This window comes from uncultured Lamprocystis sp. (assembly GCF_903933125.1).
Lineage (GTDB): Bacteria > Pseudomonadota > Gammaproteobacteria > Chromatiales > Chromatiaceae > Thiodictyon.
Map to the genome: position 1 here is coordinate 1 of NZ_CAIZIZ010000138.1, position 16,310 is coordinate 16,310.

Below are 16,310 nucleotides of genomic sequence, written 5' to 3' on the forward strand. Positions count from 1 at the left end.
CGCCGCGATGGATACCGCGGTCACCCCGAACAGTCGGGTTACGCGCCCGGCCCCATCGCGGCGGGACGCCGCTCCCACGGGGGACTTTCATCTTCCGGGGTGGCTTGATGTTCTTTCCATGGTCGTTACCGTGAAAGTGCGTAGCCAGGCCATCCTGGCCTGGGGGCGTCGGGGCCGAAACAGTCAGGGCTGGAAGCCCTGACTACGCAGCCTCGCACGTCGGCCGTCGCGACAGCGGTCGAGCGGATTTTCATATTCCGGGGTGACGCGCGGGCGCCATGGTCGTTATAGCCGTCGGACGTGATAACCGGACGTAGGGGCGGGTTTCAAACCCGCCCCTACACCAAGGGTCTGTCCGGATATCAGGTACGAAGGCGATACCGGGCGCTGCCGGCGGCCCTGTCCAGCCAACGGCTCGCGCCAGTGCGAGCATCTGGGAACGGCATGGCGAACAGGCAGTGACCACTCGGCTCGCGCACGGTCAGCGTCAGGCCCTCACCGGCGCCGGCGAACAGGTCCGCGCTGGGGCGTGTCCCGTCCAGTTGTTAGGTCTGGCGCGCCTGGCCGGCGATTTCCAGGGCGAGGGTCATGGATCAAAGAGACCGGACTCGATGACACTCAGCGGAGGTGTAAGTTGGCGCATGGGGGGGACTCTCCTCGCCGTGGGCCCGGCCGGTATCCGCATGGTGCTCCCCGAGGTCGAATCGGCGAGCGATGGTTGGTGATGGGCGCGCTCTTGGACCATGACGGATACGCGGCCTTGACGATCGTATTCGTCCGGGGCACTCGGGCAAAACGTCCGGTTGTTCATCGTTACCTGCTGGGCGCCACCGGCACCGGCAAGGCGACGCTGCTCGTCAGTCGGGTGATGCATCCCGCGGCCTCTCGTCCGCCTCCGCGGCGGGTCCGGGGGATCGCCGCAGCCACAGGCGCACGCTGATCATCAGGACCCCGCCGACCACCAAGGACAGCACCAGCGCGACCACGGCCAACCGCGGCTCAGACTTGTCGATCACCTGGAGAAAAGAGAGCACCAAAGACGGGAAGCCCAGCAAGAAAGCAATGCCGCCAAGCCAGGTGCCAATCCGCTCGGAGCGCTCCTGGGCCGCCCGCTCCCGCACCGCCTCGGCCTGCGCCTGGGCGTCCAGCATCCGGCGCTGCTCCTCGGCCAGGCGCTGGATGCGCTCGGTCTTGCGCATCAGCAACATGCCGTGCAACTCGCGCACCTCGTCGGTGACCTCCCGGTAGAGTCGCTCGGTCTCGAAGACGTCCTGCCAGGCACGGAAGCAGCGGTGATGATGATGACGCTGCATGACCTGGTTGAAATAGCCCCGCGCGGTAAACTCCAGCAGGGTCTCACGCAGGGCGGCGAAGTGCGCCTCGGCCTGCCCGCCATCGGCGCTCAGCCAGCCGGAACAGACCTGATCGGACAGGTCCATCAGGGTGAAACGCTGATGCAGGGCGAGCAGGAAGAGCAGAAAATATTGCTCGTCCAGATGGTTCGGCATGGTCGTGGACCAGAAGGGCGTGTCCGGTGCAGCGAAGGCGACGAAGCCGCCGCCCTCCAGCGTGAGTGAGAACCACATCCGATCCGCATAGGACAACAGGGCGGGGTGATCCAGGCGCAGGTCAGCCGCCGACGGCACCAGTGACTGGCCGGCATGGAAAAAGTTGCGCAGCCGGTACAGTGTCAGGGCCTGCTCCGACTCAGGCTCATCGGTAAAGAACAAGGCATGGAAGGGCAGCAGTTGGCCGGGCACGAAGACCTCGCGCCACCAATCGGGCTGGGGGGCGGGCTGGGGATCAGGCGGCGCAGCAGCCCCCCGATCAGATGCCTTGTGACACCGCGTCCGCTCGCCGCGTCGTCCGAGGCATCCGCCAGAGGCGGGAAGAAGGGCTCAACGCTGTCCTTGCCGGTCCGACGCGCAAACAGCAGGTCCACCTTGCCCGGTCGGTCAGCGTAGCGAAAGGCGTTGAGGACCGCATACCAGTCGTCCGGCAGCTCGGACCGGACCCGCACCCGCAGCACCAGATACCCCATGCCGACCCGGAACAGGGCCAAGTCGATGCCGGTGACGTCGAGCCCGATGGCGCCCGCCGGAGTCTGACCCGGCACCGCCGAAGCGGACTGGTTTTTGGTCCGGGCCAGACACAGGCTCAGGGCACCCGAGCGCAGCCCCAGGCCGCGCGGCGAGGTCAGCACCCGGTCTTCCAGGGTCCAGAGACAGGCCGTGGCCGGCACCCCCGGGGCAGGATTCAAGTAGTCCGCCACATGGCGCAGCAGGTCATCGTGGGGAAAGGCGCGGCGGGCCCAGAGGCGCCAGCTCGCCGCCTCGAAGGTCAGGGCATCCCCGTCAACGGCCCCGACCAGGTCATCGAAGCGGGCGCGGTCGAAGGCGAAGGGATAGACGAAGATGGCGAATGAATGAGGGCTTATGCTCATGATGCGGGCGTCCTCTTGGTATGATCGGGCAGCGGCGGTGCAGCATAGTAGCGGGTTGGTGACGGCGCATAGCGCGATTCCGGGATAGGCATCGCTCTGGACCAGGTGTACCTGGACCCGGTCGGCCAGGCCGCCGTCAGCGCCGCCCTGGAGCAGTTCCACGGCACCGGCGCCGTTATCCATGGCGATGAGGGCCGCCGCCCGGTTCGGGATCGGGGCATCCTAAAGGGCCTGGAACAGCACCTGATGCGCTGCCAGCGCAACCCCGCCGGTCTGCGTCTGGTCGTCACGGTCAGCGCCGATCAGCCGCCGCCGGCAACCCTGCTGGCCCTGCTGGGGGCCGAGATCTTCCAAGGGCGGGACCTGACCTGGAGCGAACCGGTGTCAGAACCCTGGCTCCCAGATCCGCCGCAGGTCGAGAACGAAGCCGGGAAGCTCCGGTTCGCCGGAGATGCACTCCAGCCCGGTGAGACACTGGACCGGTTCGCCCGGACGGTACACGAAGACCTGACGGGCCGCCGGGTCCAACAACCAGCCCAGACGGACGCCATTGGTGAGGTATTCGTCCATCTTGGCCTGGAGAGTCCCGAGGCTGTCCGAGATGGAGCGGAGTTCGACCACGAAATCCGGTGCCAGTGGGAGAAATCCCTCCTTGTCCGCCGCGGCAAGCGCCGCCAAGCGATCACGTCTCACCCACGAGGCGTCAGGGGAGCGGGTGGCACCATCCGGGAGGCGGAAACCGGTCGACGAGTCGACGGTTTCACCCCTGCCATCCCGCTCTGACCAGATGTCCAATGCGCTGAGCAGCTTGGTATTCTTGCGGCCCGTTCGGCCCCCGGTCGGCGGCATGATCTCGATCTCGCCGCGCGCGTTCAGCTCGATGCGGTAGTCCGGGTTGGCGCGGCACAGATCGCGGAACACACCCTCATCTGCCGCCGCGGGCGGCCAGCGCAGTCGCAGGGTCTGCGCTGGCACGGACAGTAGTTGGATAGTGTGCATGGCGGCTGGTCTTGCGGCTGGGCGTGAAGCCCTGAGAACATTGTACATGATCGGGAGTCGACACTCAGGGAGCCGGCCGTGATCATAGGCCTCGGCAAAGAGTGCCTCCAGCGGCCTCACCCAGGCCTGGGAATCGATCAGGGTCCCAAGGGCCGCACCGTCGCCAGCGAACGCCGCCGCCGCCAAGTCCTCATCGGCGATCTCCACGGGCCGCGCCTGGGCACTCATGCGCAGGTCGCCCCGCCGGACGCGTTGCATGAGACAGGCGCCCCGCGCCGCCTCCGGCCACTGTTGCGCGGCGAACAGCGACTCATCGACCCGATCGCCGGCCCGCCAGCGCGGTTTCGTGGTGCAGGAAAATGCCCACGATCTCCCGCATGGGGGCGGTGAAGCGGCCGTAGACCTCGGCCCCCACGCCCGCATGAGGCGCCGGCTCGGCCGCGTAGGTGGCGCGCAGGTTGGTGATCACCGCCTGCCGATTCACGACCTGGGCCAGCCGCCCGGCCTCCCCGTCGGTCGGCAGCCCACGCAGATAGTCGGCCAGGCTCTGACCGGCGTGCTGCTGCCAGGTCCAGACCGCCGGGTCGAGCTGCCGCAGCGCGACGCATGACCTCACCGTCGGCGTCGAGCTCCAGCATCATGACCAGTGCCCGCCGCGGGACTTGGGGCAGCACATAGAATGAGCAGTTGCACCACAAAGGCACAAAGGACACAAAGGACACAAAGGATTTCAATGTGTTGAGTTGAAATGGCGGATCACCAGCCAGGTGAGGCGCATCATGACAATAACCCATTGTCTTTCTTTGTGATCTTTGTGCCTTTGTGGTGCGAACTGCCGAATTTAGGAGAAAATGCAGAACCGCCGGGCTGCCCGCCCGTTCGTGCAGGTCATCGACGTTCTGGGTGACGAGGGTCAAGCGCGGGACCCGCGCCGCCAGGGCGGCGATGGCCCGGTGTCCGGGATGGGGCGCGGCGTGGAGCGCCTTCATCCGCCGCCACGCGTACCAGCCCCAAACCAGGTCCGGATCGCGGGTCGGGCACCGGGTGCCCTGGCCAGGTCGCGTCGATTGCCCGGCGAAGGGAGCAGGTATCGAGCCAGTCTACCGCAATCGGCTAATGGTTGGGATATTGGATTCAGGCAAACAGCAATTCCAAATTTGAGAATATAAGCCTTACGAAACAATGATGTGAGTGTCTAGCCTGAATCATCGCAAGAGCCCTAACATTCTGTTTTAGTATATTAGTGCCCAAATTTTGAACTGCTGTCAGGCAAATGTGTCGGAGAACGAACGGGCGTGCCTGGGGGTGTAGGACAAGCGGCCCCGGTTCCTGTGGGTTGCATTCTTACTCGTCATCACTTGGCGCACTTCTTCCGGAGGCAAGCGTGAGCGGATTCGTCGATAAACTCAAACTCAAGGAGCGAGCTGAAGAGGGTCAGTATTTCGCGCGTCAGGACCAAGCCCTGCTCGCCGCTCTACGCCATCGGGAGGCCTCCAAGGACGCCACCCGACGGGTGTTTTCGGGCGGCCAGACTGGGGTCGACCGGGCCGCGCTGGACGCCGCGCTGGCCCTTGGCCTGCCGATCGGCGGGTGGTGCCCCGCCGGGCGCCGAGCGGAGGACGGACCCATCCCGACCGGATATGCCCTCACGCCGACCCCGAACACCGACGATGCAACGCGCACCGAGTGGAACGTGCGCGACAGCGACGCTACCTTGATCCTGCACCGGGGCGACCTTGCGGGCGGCACACGGCTCACCATTCAACTCTCCCGGCGCTGGGGCCGCCCACTCCTGCTGCGCAACCTTGACCACCCGGTCGTGGTCGCCGAGCTGGTGGCCTGGCTGCGTATGAATAGCGTGCGGGTGCTCAACTGCGCCGGCCCCCGTGAGTCTGAGCGTCCGGGTATCCAGGCGCAGGCGCAGTCCGTGCTGAGCGCGGTCTTTGGTGCCTGGCAAAATGCGGCGTAGACCCGAACGAACAGGCACCGAATCGAATCGTGGTCAGTTCTGGGGCTGGAAAACGTCATCGAATATCGGTGGTACTGCCGTGGGCGCGCATGATGGTCATCACGCGCGCCTTGGGCAGGATCTCGGCCACATATTCCTGGGTCTCGGCATCAAGCACGCGCAGGGCGATCAGGTTGTTGATGTTACCCAGGATCTGGCGCGCTTTGGCCTCGCTGCCGGTGCGGGCGGCGAAGTCGGCGAAGGTCTGGGTAGCAGTGGTCAGACGCAGGCCGGCACCGCGGCCCTTGTTCAGCAGTTTCCGAGGGGATCAGGGCGGCGATGAATGTCGGCCGGGTCGAGAGATTTCGCTGGGGCAACCAAGCCTTCACCGGCCTTGATCATGAATCCGGTCAGATCCAAGCCGGCACGCGTCGCGGCCGCGACGAGCTGCCGCAACGACGGGTGGCCGGAATTATGATCAAGGCCCGGCGTGGGCCTTGATCATAAACCCGGCCACCGGGCGCTCTGCACGGTCGTCGGTCCGCACAGCGGACCCTACGGATCGCGGCCTTGCCGCGACCGACCTGGTGGCCCTCTTGGATGTCACCCCTGGCTTTGGACAGTCCTTGGTCCCATCCCAACTTCTTTACGCGGGCGTCCGGACCAAGGACCCAACGACGGGGCGCGCTCGGGGGTTACCGCGTATCAGCGATCTCGCCGCAAACGCTGATCAGCGGGCTGGGCAAGGGAAGTCAGGCCCGAGCGCGGTGGGCCCGGCCCATCGCCGCTAAAAAAGCCACCTCTCGCCCCTGCGGTGCCAGGTGCGCGTGGCGTGGGGTTTCAGCTCAGGCTCACCGAGCCCGCTTGGCCTGCTGCGCCTGGGCCTAACGGATCAGTGCCCGCGTCGCCGGAGATGACTCCTCGCAATCAAGTGGTCAGGCTGAACACCGCATCCGGCCAATGCTCGGCAGTGATCCCCCGCAGGGCGGTGAGGATGTGTGCGGCCAGAACGGGATTTGTCTGACCCTGGTCGCGGGTCTGGGCCTCAGGCTGGCTCACTCGCGCGCCGTGCCGACCCTGGACGCTGGCCCGCGCGGTGTCGTCGATGCGACCGCGCCGGGCAAGTAGGGTGTGGACTTCGTCACTGGACAGGCAGTGGAGGAAGGTGGTGACCACCGTTTCCTCCTCCCAGTGTCCGGGGTCACTGACGGCCACGACCAGTTCCAACCAGTCCAGAACCTCGGCACCGAGGCCGATGGCGGTCAGCTCCCGATAGGTTCTCGGCCACCGGTTGCGGGGTGTCTTGCGTAACCAGTTCGACAGGGCCAGCGGCGTTCGGCCAGGATGCGCGCCTGGCGGCAGCGCTGGACCTGCTGCCGGTGGCTGGTTGTCATCGACGGCCTGTCGCAGGAAGGCGGGCAGGTCCAGAGCATCCAGGTCATCGTCTGTCGAGGCGCTCGGCTCGGCAGACGACGGACGTCGATACAACACGATGTCGTCTTCGATCACCGATGCGGGAGGCGGTGGCGGTGGCAGCGCATCGCTGGAGCAACTTTCGCACACGCCGGGCAGGGAGAACCGGCCGCCTGGACTGACGACCGACCCCAGCCCGCCCCAACTGGCCGGGACCATCTGGGCAACCGTGTGGAGATCCGGCATCTGCGTCGGCGTCTCCCCTTCGGCCCGGGCATGGACCAGCAGGAAGTTGGTCCGGTCCGTGACCAACTGGTAGGCGACGGCCAGCTCGACCGCGTCCGCGGCCGACCGGGATTGGATGCGCGCCATGACGGCCATGCGCGCGAGCGCGTCGCCGGCCGCCGCGATCAGCGTACCTTGAGGCTCATCCGCGGGAGCGAGAACCGCACAAGCGACCTCCTGGGCCTCGGTCGAATTCGGGCCGACGCCCAGCAGGCGAACCGTGCCGGGCGACAACCGTTTGAACACCGCGAAACAGTTCACCGTGTCACCGTCGAAGATGGCCGTCTCAAGTGGCGACGCCCAAAGGGGACCCTCGCCCTCCGGCCAGACCAGGCGCAGCCCCGTCAACCGCGGCGAACGCAGCCGGGCGAACATGCGCAGCACCGCGGGTTCCACCGCCTCGCCCGGGGCGACGAAATCGCAGGCCCCGCCAGTCGCCGCCGCCAGGCGGCGCACATGGCCCTCCGCCGGGCTGGCGCCGATCCCCACCACAAAGACCCGGTGACCGGTGCCCCGGGCGGTGTCGATCAGCCGGTCGATCGCTTCGATCTCCCCGTCGGTGACCAGCAACAGATCACTGTCGCCGCCGTGCGCCAGGGCGCAGGTCGAGACCAGGGCACCCTCCATCTCAGTGCCGCCCAGATCCGCCTCCAGCCCGCCGACCCAACGCTGGGCCGCCAGTCGGCTCGCCTCGGTCATTGACCACAGCCCCCGCGCGCGATGCTGGACGGTGCTGCCGAAGCGCGACAGGGAGAAGCGGTCCGCCGACCCTAACTGGAGCAGGACAGCCTGCAAGGCCCGCCGCGCGGCGGCGATGCTGTCGCCCGCCATGGACCCGGAGCAGTCCACCAGGATCTTGATGGCCTGACCCTGGGTCTGCACCGGCATCCGCGGCAGGAAGCTCGCGAGCACCACGACCTGATCCGACTGCTCCGCACGGGAGGCCGCCACCGGGTCGCCCGCCAGGACGGCCATGGACGGCTGGGTCAGTTGGTCGATCACCAACACGAAATCCCGGTCGAGGGCGCCCTGCCGGGCCAGCGATACGACCAACACATCCGCGCCGCCGCTCTCTTCCCGACCCACGGCAATGGGGTGGCTGGGTGAGGCGACTCGCGCCCGCACCAGGCTGCCGTGCAGGCGCAGGCGAATCTCGAACGGATAGGCGGCCAGCAGGTCGGACGCTGCCGCCTGGTGGGGCTGCAACCCGCCATCACGCACCGGGTCCCCGTAACGCGGGGCGATCACGGTGGGGATCAGCAGACGCAGGCCGTCCTGTGCGAACTGGAGCACCTGGGCGTAGCGCAAGGTGATCCGGCAGACCTCGCCCGCCAGCAGGTTGCCCAGGTTCAGGCTGTAGCTGCCGTCGTGGTTGCGCTCCAGCATGATGGCCGACTGCCCCTGGCTCAGGGCCTCCTCATAGCGGGCCTCGGCCTGGCGCTTCTCGACCACCGAACCAGTGAGGTGTTGCCCGTTGAGCATGACGTCGACCCCGAGCAGCACGGCACCCCAGGGAAGCGGGAAGCGATAGATCACCTCCATGTTCGTCCTGGCGGTATTGCGGAAGCACTGCTCCACGGACATTTCCAGCAACAGACCCCGCAGCTCGCCGGTGGCGACCAAGCCCTCCAGCATCGCCGGCCGACCATCCCGACTCTCCAACCGCGCACACGCTTCCTGTTCCATCGTCTCGCCCCTGCCTTACTGTTGTTCTTGCTTCGCGGTACCGTCCGCGGGTGACGCTGCGGTCACCGCGGCGAAGGCCGCCATCACGCCCTGTACGAAGGACCGTACCTGCTCGGGCGTCAGCCCCGCCCGCCCGGGGTCGATCACCACCTCCACCCCGTCCGCTACGCCCAAATGACTACAGACGCTCACCGATCCCAACGCCTGATGCCGTGGCGGCACCGGTGGCGGCTCGCCTTGCAGCAGCGCGCGGATACGCTCCAGTGACACCCCCGCCGCGGTCCATTTCTTGATCTGAAGCAGTTGCTCCAGGTGGCCGGGGCCGTAACGGGCCGCCCGGGTCTCCCCTTCTGGCCGGTCCACCAGACCGACCTGGATGTAATAGCGCACGGTGCGCGCAGGCAGATCGGCGAGGACGCAAAGCTCGGATAGCGGGTAGTGGGGTTCAGAGACGGCAACGTCTGTCATGGGCATTATTAAAACACTTGCACTGTCGTTAAACAAGTGATTTAATATCGTCCGTGGTCGGAAACTGCCTTGGGCCTAGATCGTAATCCCGGCCAGCGGCGTGCGTAGTCAGGGCTTCCAGCCCTGACGGTGTCAGGCCAGGATGGCCTGACTACGCACCCGGCGAGTCCAAGTGGCCGGAATCTTGATTGAGGCCCAAATTTGACATTGCTGGTCGCGGTTGACGCCGATTGAAACCTACGGACGCTGGGCATCGCTTCCACGTTCTCGTCGGCCATGGCCATCTCGCCCGGCTACGTTAGCGAATCACTATATGATCCCATGAACATTCAACGTTCTGTCCATCCCACCGTCGCACTGTCAGCCGCCTGTCTTGGCGGTCGGTCCGGTGCTGCCTGGATGAACGCAACGTGTCACGGCCGGTGCAACACAATCACGGCGGACAATCGCCCACAGGACCCGCAGCCGAGCAAACCGGGGCGCTATCGTCGTCCAAACCTCGGCTTCAGGACGTCCGACACCATCTGATCGTCTGACCGGCAACCCCGTCAGTCGATCTGGCGGGGCAGCAAGAGAACCGGTCACACGGCCTCCGTTCATCGCTCCCCCGCCGTCCAGGCACGGCTCGCCGTGTCCGTTACCAGGCGCGATTAGCGCGGGCAGGGGGAACCATGGCCAACAAGCAACTTTTCGCATCCAGCCGGGGCCGTTTGCTGCCGGCCGCGGATACCGTCAATGAGGCCGGAGGCTTGGCCTATGCCCTGCCGCCCAAGGCCGCCTTGGCGCAGTTGGTCATGACCGGCAGCCTGGGTAACGCCTTCTATGTAGACGCACAGGCGCAACTGGCGGCACTGCTCGATGGTGCGCAGCGGGTAGAACCGCTCTACGTGGCACAGACCGCGGTCTTCGCCCGTCGGCACGGGTACATGAAGGACACCCCGGCGGTCCTGGTGGCCCTACTCACCCTGGTGTCGCCGGACTTGAGCCGCCGTGCCTTCGAGCAGGTGATCGACAACGGTCGGATGCTGCGTAACTTCGTGCAGGTCCTGCGTTCCGGTGTCCTCGGCCGTAAGTCCTTGGGGACAGCGCCCAAGCGGCTCGTGCAGCGGTGGCTGGACGGGCGGACCGTCGCGCAGCTCATGAATGATGCGGTGGGGCAATCGCCATCCCTGGCTGACATCATCAAGATGGTCCATCCGCGACCGGTGAATCTCGAGCGCGAGGCCTTCTATGGTTGGCTTCTGGGGCGAACCGTCGCGACCGAACAACTGCCCGAGCAGGTGCGTGCCTATGAGTCATTCAAGGCGGCCTTGGCCGCCGGCGATCAGGAGGCGGCGCTGCCGGCGGTGAACTTCCAGTGGCTGACCGCCTTGCCGCTGGGCCGGGCACAGTGGATCGAGATCGCCCGCCGGGCGTCCTGGCAAACCCTGCGGATGAATCTCAACACCTATGCACGGCATGGCGTGTTCGGGGAGCAGCCGCGGGCCAATGCCCTGAGCCAGACGCCGGCCCACTCTGGGTCGGGCGCTGGGTCGGGCGTAACGGAACCCCCGGCGGACCTGATCCGGGAGTTGGCGGCCAAGTTGCGGGATGCCGAGACCATCCGCCGTGCCCGGGTGTTCCCCTTCCAGTTGCTCGCCACCTGGCGTGCGCTGGATCAGCGGGTACCGGTCGAATTGCGGGAGGCCCTCCAGGATGCGCTGGAGATCGCCCTGGAGAATGTGCCGGTGCCGGCGGGCAAGGTCTATGTCCTCCCGGATGTGTCCGGCTCCATGGGGGCGCCGGTGACGGGTTGGCGCCAGGGCGCGACCAGCAAGGTGACCTGTCGGGATGCCGCGGCGCTGATTGCCTCGGCGATCCTGCGGCGCAACCCGTCGGCGGAGGTCATCGCCTTCGATGATCAGGTTTGGCCGCTGGCGCTCAACCCGCGGGATAGCGTAACCACCAATACGGAGCTTCTGGCACGGACCGGCGGTGGAGGGACCAACACCAGTCTACCCCTGGCCTGGCTCAACGCACGGCAGGCCCGCGGCGATCTGGTGGTCTATTGCTCGGACAATGCGTCCTGGATGGACAGCCGCCCCGTCGGCGCCACCGAGACCCTGCGCCAGTGGGAGGCGTTTCGCGCCCGCAACCCGGCGGCGCGGCTGGTGTGCCTGGACCTGCAGCCCTATGCCGGCAGCCAGGCGGTGAGCCGCGCGGACATCCTCAACATCGGCGGATTCTCCGACGCCGTGTTCGAGGTTTTGGGACGCTTTGCGCGAGGCGAGCACAACGGAGAACACTGGGTGGCCGCCATCGAGGCGGTGGAGGTGTAGGTCTCGATCAAGATTCCGGCCACTTGGTCTCGCGGGGTGCGTAGTCAGGCCATCCTGGCGTGACACGGTCAGGGCTGGAAGCCCTGAATACGCACGCGCCGGCCGGAATTACGAACAAGGCCGAGGTGTAAAAGGTTCGCCCTGGGGGCGGGAATGCCGGTCGGGAGTACATGACTGCTAATCATGACCACTCCTGTCGGCCATCTTGTCGTCGCACTTTTTCGGCAGCGAATGCCGTCGGCGTTACTTTGGGAGCCATGTGTCGCGGGTTCGAACCCCGCCACCGCCCGGGCGGTGTAGCTCAGTCGGTAGAGCAATGGGGGCCTTGTGCCCAAACGTCGACATCCTTGTCGCTGCCACCTTTTTCCGCTGGTCCGGTCATACCTCATGAGCCGGCCCAGGAGGCAATCATGCCCATCAAGCAAGTGATCACCGAGGGCGAGAAGCCCGTCAAAGTCTGGACTGACGAGTTGGAGCCTTACGCACGGGCGCAATTGGTGAATTTGTCCAAGCTGCCGTTCATCCACCGCCATGTGGCGGCCATGCCGGACGTGCACGGCGGCATCGGCGCCACCATCGGCAGTGTCATCGCCACCCATCAGGCCATCATCCCGGCCGCGGTGGGAGTGGATATCGGCTGCGGCATGGCGGCGGTGCGCCTCTCGCTCAACGCCAACGACCTCGACGAGAAGTCCCTGAAAAAGATCTTCGACCAGATCAGCCGCGACGTGCCGGTCGGGCGCGCCCAGCACAAGGACGATCGGGCGCTGATCGCAGCCGCCCGGCCCTTCGATGCCCAACTCACCGCCATGACCGCGAAGCACCCGCAACTGCTCAAGGCCTTCGGGCGCTTCTCCAACTGGGTGAACCAGATGGGCACCCTGGGCGGGGGCAACCACTTTATCGAGGTCTGCCTGGACGAGGCGAATCAGGTCTGGGTCATGCTGCACTCGGGCAGCCGGGGCATCGGCAACGCCATCGGCCACTACTTTATCGAACTGGCCCGGCGGGACATGGAGCGTTGGTTCATCCAGTTGCCGGACCGGGATCTGGCCTATTTCCCGGAAGGCAGTGAGCACTTCGCCGACTATGTGGAGGCAGTGTCCTGGGCGCAGGCCTACGCGCGGGAGAACCGCGACCAGATGATGCAACTGATTCTGGCAGCCCTGGCCCGGCACCTGCCCGCCTTCCAGGCGACCATGGCCGCGGTCAACTGTCACCACAACTATGTGGACCGGGAGCATCACTACGGAAAAGACGTCTGGGTCACCCGCAAGGGGGCCATCCGGGCACGCGAGGGGGATCTGGGGATCATCCCCGGCAGCATGGGGGCGCGCAGTTACATCGTGCGCGGCCGGGGCAACCCCGAGAGCTTCCACTCCTGCGCCCACGGCGCCGGCCGACGGATGAGCCGTACCGCGGCCGAGCACCAGTTCACCGTCGCCGATCTGGCCGCCCAGACCGCGGGGGTCATCTGCCGCAAAGACAAGGGCGTGATCGACGAGATCCCCGGCGCCTACAAGGACATCGACCAAGTCATGGCCAACCAGGAGGACCTGGTGGAGGTGGTGCATACCCTGAAGCAAGTCGTTTGCGTGAAGGGCTAAGCCTTGGTCATGGTTCCGGCCAGCCGAGGCGCCGGCCGATTGGAGTCCAAGGCTTCAGCCTTGGATCGGCAGGCCAAGGGCTAATCTGGCTCGCGGTCGCAGACGCGCGTAGGATGGGCAGAGCGAGAGCGATGCCCATCCCACCGAAAGGCCCGGCTCAAACAAACCACATCACTACCCGATTCCACCCCCGACGAACCGCTAGCGCCGACAGACAACACCCGGTAAGGACTGATGCAATGACTGTGCGGATAGGAAAAGCGATTGATCCTCTCATGAGCAACACCGACCCCCTGCCCTTCGTTCCCATCCTCACCGTGATGCCGGACTACGGCATGGCGCCATTCCTGTGGCTTGTCGATCATCCCGACCAAAACGGCGTTGGCTTAATGCAGTGCGACGGGACCTCCTGGGACCCGTCTTACCCGATATCGGAAGGGCTATGGCGTACATTCGCGGACTGGGCCATCGCGTTCGACCGGACCCGGTTCTACGATGAAAACTACGATGCGGATGCGTGGGACTGGCTGGCCTTCCATGCGCGCGGTCTCCAACTGGCGCGTCGGCTCAAGGAGGAGGTGGGCGATGCGTACCGGGTCGTTTACGATAAACCCTGCGAGGACCCCAACCATCGCCTCGACGAGCGCCGGGAGATCCTCGCCGATGACACCCTGATCCCGCTGCCCTCGTGGCTCGACCCCGATCCTGATCCGCCGCGCCTCTGCCAGCGCATTGTCTCGGGCGGTCAGACCGGCGCGGATCGTGGCGCGCTGGATTTTGCCATCAAACACGGCTACACCCACGGCGGCTGGGCGCCTCCTGGGCGCGCGGCGGAGGATGGCCTCATTCCGCTGAAATACCAGCTCATCGCGTTGGCCGAAGGCGGCTATCGCGAGCGTACCCGCCGCAATGTCGAGGGCAGCGACGCCACTTTGATCGTCAATCTCGGCGAACTGGATGGCGGCACCCGGGAAACTCTGGTCTTCGCCCAGGAACTGGGCAAACCCCATCGCGTGGTGCAGCTTGACCTCGGGGTATCGGCGGAAACGGTGGCAGACATTGTTGCGTGGCTGCGCCGGCATGACGTCAAGACACTCAACGTGGCAGGCCCACGCGAGAGCAAGCGTCCGGGCATCCAGCGCTTGACCGTCGAACTCCTGGAGGCTGCCGATACCGCGATCGGGTCCGCGTGATGCGCGAACACCGGGACCCCCATAGCCAGGATGAAGTGCTCGGAGAATCGCCGCTCTGAGCCTCATGCTATCCTGCGAGAACGGCTGAAAACTGCTTGCAGAGTCCAAGATGAAGATGAAGTGCCTCGACCGAATCACCTTCGACCCCAAGGTCATGGGGGGCAAGCCCTGTATCCGCGGTATGCGCGTGACCGCCGGCATGATCGTCGGCATGATGGCGAGCGGCCATGACCGCGCCAAGATTCTCGCGCTCTATCCCTACCTGGAGGCGGAGGATATCGCCCAAGCCTTGAGCTATGCCGCATGGCGCGCCGAAGAGGTCGAGGTCGACATTACCTGCGCATGAAACTGCTCTTGGATATGAATCTGTCGCCGGTGTGGGTATCGCTGCTTGGGACGGCGGGGTGGGAGACGGTACATTGGTCCGCGGTCGGAGACGCCTCCACGTCGGACCTTCACATCATGGGTTGGGCGAAGGAGCACGGCTACTGCGTCGTCACCAACGATCTCGATTTTAGCGCCATCCTGGCGGCCACCCGCGCCGACGGTCCGAGTGTGATCCAGATCCGCGGCCAAGATCTCGCGCCGGACAGCTTGGGGCAGACGCTCATCACCGTACTTCGCAACCACGCCGACGCGCTGACCGACGGTGCCATCCTCACCCTGGACCTGCGCACCGCGCGCGTGCGCAGACTGCCGCTACGGTAATGGTCAATCCTCCGCGGGCACCGACCGACCCGATCGCCTGCGCCTGACTGGCGAGAATGAAAAAATGTCAAAATTCGAAGACCATTGCAGGGAATCGATAGCGATTTTCGGTAAACCCTATGAAGAGGTACATCTGTGGTTAGACGAATTTCATACGAGTGAAAAATACAAAATGCGGCACCGCCGAGTCAGGCATCATGAGGCGGGAATAAAAGATGCCGTCAGGCTGTTTGGTGAAGCGGCAGGCCCCGTCGCAAGGCAACACATCATTTCCGACCTGAAGCAAGAGGGGTGGACAGAGCAAGATCCGTTTCCGCGGGATGAAGCGCATTATGTCAGAATAGGATTATTTTAGACCCAGCCGGACAGATGGATAATTTGTTTCCTATCTTTTCTGGGCGTTGATCATCGTTCCGGCCAGTGCCCGTGCGCCGCGCACTGGAGGTCGAGGCTTTAGCCGGACGAGGGCTACGCAGATGCGATGTCAGTACCAAGGGAATAAGCGCCGATGTCGGCGGCGCCCATATTGCGCCGTATGATGTCCTCAATGATCAAGCCGATCACGCCTTGCCGACAGTCGGCGCAATCCGCTGTGCTATTGCGCGTTACGGGCTCAACCGTAGTTAAGTACCTCAATTTAAATATTTGTAGGCCGCAATAAATGCAACGTCTTGATTTTTAAGAATTCGCATAAATAAGCGGCTCATAGCAATTGTATTGATGTACTTATCATCCGCCGCGGTCCGGTTACGCAGGATGGCTTGCAGTGCAGATCTTTCTTCGTCGCTCAACTCAAGCAGCGATAGATTGCCCTGCTCTTCAGCCGCTTGGACCTTATTCGCAACCAAAGACATATTGACTCTTATCGCCAATGACTCAAATAAGCTATCGCGCAGTTCAATCACCTGCTTACGTGCTGAATAGTCATATGGAAGATCGAAAGGCTCAAATCTTAGAAAAATACGCGCAAGCTTATCCTTTCTACATCTCAAGGTTCTAATCTTTTCTACCCAGCTATCTATGCGGTCTGGCGCCTCCGTCACAAACCCATGGTTGACCAAACGTTCGGCTATTTGGCGCTCATCATCCGCAAATTCCCTAAGAGCCTGTCTAGGAACTAACATATTGATTTTATATTGTAAAAATCGTAGAATTATCGGATTTTACGCGAAACTGTAATCTCATTCGCCGATTCCACTATGACAGAAAAAGATGATCAATTGCAAGAGAGGTACCCCAGCG

At 64.6% G+C, this 16,310-nt stretch carries 16 protein-coding genes and 2 pseudogenes; 8 read left to right on the plus strand and 10 right to left on the minus strand.

Going from position 1 to position 16,310, the window contains the following annotated elements:
• Positions 1-202 (plus strand): hypothetical protein (locus QZY03_RS06470; RefSeq protein WP_295579264.1); only part of this gene is annotated, 202 nt, incomplete at its 5' end.
• 655 nt (positions 203-857) lie between these two features.
• Here the strand turns inward: QZY03_RS06470 and QZY03_RS06475 are convergent.
• From QZY03_RS06475 to QZY03_RS06500, 6 genes and pseudogenes are all read right to left on the minus strand, one after another.
• The gene (locus tag QZY03_RS06475; RefSeq protein ID WP_295579266.1) at positions 858-1,760 is read right to left on the minus strand and encodes a hypothetical protein; all 903 of its coding nucleotides are present in this window, start codon (positions 1,758-1,760) and stop codon (positions 858-860) included.
• Positions 1,691-2,626, minus strand: a complete 936-nt coding sequence (locus tag QZY03_RS06480) for a hypothetical protein (protein ID WP_295579268.1) — start codon at positions 2,624-2,626, stop codon at positions 1,691-1,693. Before QZY03_RS06480 ends, QZY03_RS06475 begins: the two co-directional genes overlap by 70 nt.
• 39 nt (positions 2,627-2,665) lie before the next feature.
• Complete coding sequence (locus tag QZY03_RS06485) at positions 2,666-2,797, minus strand: hypothetical protein (protein WP_295579270.1); 132 nt, start codon at positions 2,795-2,797, stop codon at positions 2,666-2,668.
• Between the two features lie 30 nt (positions 2,798-2,827).
• Positions 2,828-3,700 carry a Uma2 family endonuclease gene (locus QZY03_RS06490; protein ID WP_295579272.1) on the minus strand — a complete coding sequence of 291 codons (873 nt, stop codon included), beginning with the start codon at positions 3,698-3,700 and terminating at the stop codon, positions 2,828-2,830.
• A 52-nt stretch (positions 3,701-3,752) separates the two neighbouring features.
• A complete protein-coding gene (locus QZY03_RS06495) occupies positions 3,753-4,058 on the minus strand; it encodes a hypothetical protein (protein ID WP_295579274.1) in 306 nt (101 codons plus the stop codon).
• A gap of 247 nt (positions 4,059-4,305) precedes the next feature.
• A pseudogene (locus QZY03_RS06500) lies at positions 4,306-4,533 on the minus strand (Sir2 family NAD-dependent protein deacetylase); the annotation flags it as partial.
• Between the two features lie 293 nt (positions 4,534-4,826).
• Here QZY03_RS06500 and QZY03_RS06505 point away from each other — a divergent pair.
• Complete coding sequence (locus QZY03_RS06505) at positions 4,827-5,411, plus strand: putative molybdenum carrier protein (RefSeq protein WP_295579276.1); 585 nt, start codon at positions 4,827-4,829, stop codon at positions 5,409-5,411.
• 64 nt (positions 5,412-5,475) lie between these two features.
• Here QZY03_RS06505 and QZY03_RS06510 read toward each other — a convergent pair.
• The 3 genes and pseudogenes from QZY03_RS06510 to QZY03_RS06520 form a co-directional block, all read right to left on the minus strand.
• Positions 5,476-5,709, minus strand: a pseudogene (locus tag QZY03_RS06510) (TraM recognition domain-containing protein); the annotation flags it as partial.
• A gap of 608 nt (positions 5,710-6,317) precedes the next feature.
• Positions 6,318-8,774 carry a VIT domain-containing protein gene (locus QZY03_RS06515; protein ID WP_295579278.1) on the minus strand — a complete coding sequence of 819 codons (2,457 nt, stop codon included), beginning with the start codon at positions 8,772-8,774 and terminating at the stop codon, positions 6,318-6,320.
• Positions 8,775-8,789: 15 nt separating this feature from the next.
• On the minus strand, positions 8,790-9,248 hold the full coding sequence (locus QZY03_RS06520) for a MerR family transcriptional regulator (RefSeq protein ID WP_295579279.1): 459 nt from the start codon (positions 9,246-9,248) through the stop codon (positions 8,790-8,792).
• A gap of 665 nt (positions 9,249-9,913) precedes the next feature.
• Between QZY03_RS06520 and QZY03_RS06525 the strand changes: the two genes are divergently transcribed.
• The 6 genes from QZY03_RS06525 (at position 9,914) to QZY03_RS06550 (ending at position 15,423) form a co-directional block, all read left to right on the plus strand.
• Positions 9,914-11,560, plus strand: a complete 1,647-nt coding sequence (locus QZY03_RS06525; protein ID WP_295579280.1) for an RNA-binding protein — start codon at positions 9,914-9,916, stop codon at positions 11,558-11,560.
• A gap of 410 nt (positions 11,561-11,970) precedes the next feature.
• Positions 11,971-13,167 carry an RtcB family protein gene (locus QZY03_RS06530; protein ID WP_295579282.1) on the plus strand — a complete coding sequence of 399 codons (1,197 nt, stop codon included), beginning with the start codon at positions 11,971-11,973 and terminating at the stop codon, positions 13,165-13,167.
• Between the two features lie 275 nt (positions 13,168-13,442).
• Complete coding sequence (locus tag QZY03_RS06535) at positions 13,443-14,360, plus strand: putative molybdenum carrier protein (protein ID WP_295579284.1); 918 nt, start codon at positions 13,443-13,445, stop codon at positions 14,358-14,360.
• 109 nt (positions 14,361-14,469) lie between these two features.
• The gene (locus tag QZY03_RS06540; RefSeq protein WP_295579287.1) at positions 14,470-14,706 is read left to right on the plus strand and encodes a DUF433 domain-containing protein; all 237 of its coding nucleotides are present in this window, start codon (positions 14,470-14,472) and stop codon (positions 14,704-14,706) included.
• Positions 14,703-15,068: a DUF5615 family PIN-like protein gene (locus tag QZY03_RS06545; RefSeq protein WP_295579289.1), complete on the plus strand. Its 366-nt coding sequence runs from the start codon at positions 14,703-14,705 to the stop codon at positions 15,066-15,068. Before QZY03_RS06540 ends, QZY03_RS06545 begins: the two co-directional genes overlap by 4 nt.
• 64 nt (positions 15,069-15,132) lie before the next feature.
• A complete protein-coding gene (locus tag QZY03_RS06550) occupies positions 15,133-15,423 on the plus strand; it encodes a hypothetical protein (RefSeq protein WP_295579290.1) in 291 nt (96 codons plus the stop codon).
• 277 nt (positions 15,424-15,700) lie between these two features.
• Here QZY03_RS06550 and QZY03_RS06555 read toward each other — a convergent pair whose 3' ends face one another.
• Positions 15,701-16,192 (minus strand): hypothetical protein, encoded by a 492-nt coding sequence (locus QZY03_RS06555; RefSeq protein ID WP_295579293.1) that lies wholly within the window; start codon positions 16,190-16,192, stop codon positions 15,701-15,703.
• Positions 16,193-16,310 lie beyond the last annotated feature (118 nt).

Excerpts from the sequence above, each read along its gene's own strand:
- QZY03_RS06535 (WP_295579284.1), top strand. The coding sequence starts at position 13,443 with ATGAGCAACACCGACCCCCTGCCCTTCGTTCCCATCCTCACCGTGATG.
- QZY03_RS06540 (WP_295579287.1), top strand. The coding sequence starts at position 14,470 with ATGAAGATGAAGTGCCTCGACCGAATCACCTTCGACCCCAAGGTCATG.
- QZY03_RS06520 (WP_295579279.1), bottom strand. The coding sequence starts at position 9,248 with ATGCCCATGACAGACGTTGCCGTCTCTGAACCCCACTACCCGCTATCC.
- QZY03_RS06555 (WP_295579293.1), bottom strand. The coding sequence starts at position 16,192 with ATGTTAGTTCCTAGACAGGCTCTTAGGGAATTTGCGGATGATGAGCGC.
- QZY03_RS06545 (WP_295579289.1), top strand. The coding sequence starts at position 14,703 with ATGAAACTGCTCTTGGATATGAATCTGTCGCCGGTGTGGGTATCGCTG.
- QZY03_RS06480 (WP_295579268.1), bottom strand. The coding sequence starts at position 2,626 with ATGGATAACGGCGCCGGTGCCGTGGAACTGCTCCAGGGCGGCGCTGAC.
- QZY03_RS06530 (WP_295579282.1), top strand. The coding sequence starts at position 11,971 with ATGCCCATCAAGCAAGTGATCACCGAGGGCGAGAAGCCCGTCAAAGTC.
- QZY03_RS06515 (WP_295579278.1), bottom strand. The coding sequence starts at position 8,774 with ATGGAACAGGAAGCGTGTGCGCGGTTGGAGAGTCGGGATGGTCGGCCG.
- QZY03_RS06550 (WP_295579290.1), top strand. The coding sequence starts at position 15,133 with ATGTCAAAATTCGAAGACCATTGCAGGGAATCGATAGCGATTTTCGGT.
- QZY03_RS06490 (WP_295579272.1), bottom strand. The coding sequence starts at position 3,700 with ATGCAACGCGTCCGGCGGGGCGACCTGCGCATGAGTGCCCAGGCGCGG.
- QZY03_RS06525 (WP_295579280.1), top strand. The coding sequence starts at position 9,914 with ATGGCCAACAAGCAACTTTTCGCATCCAGCCGGGGCCGTTTGCTGCCG.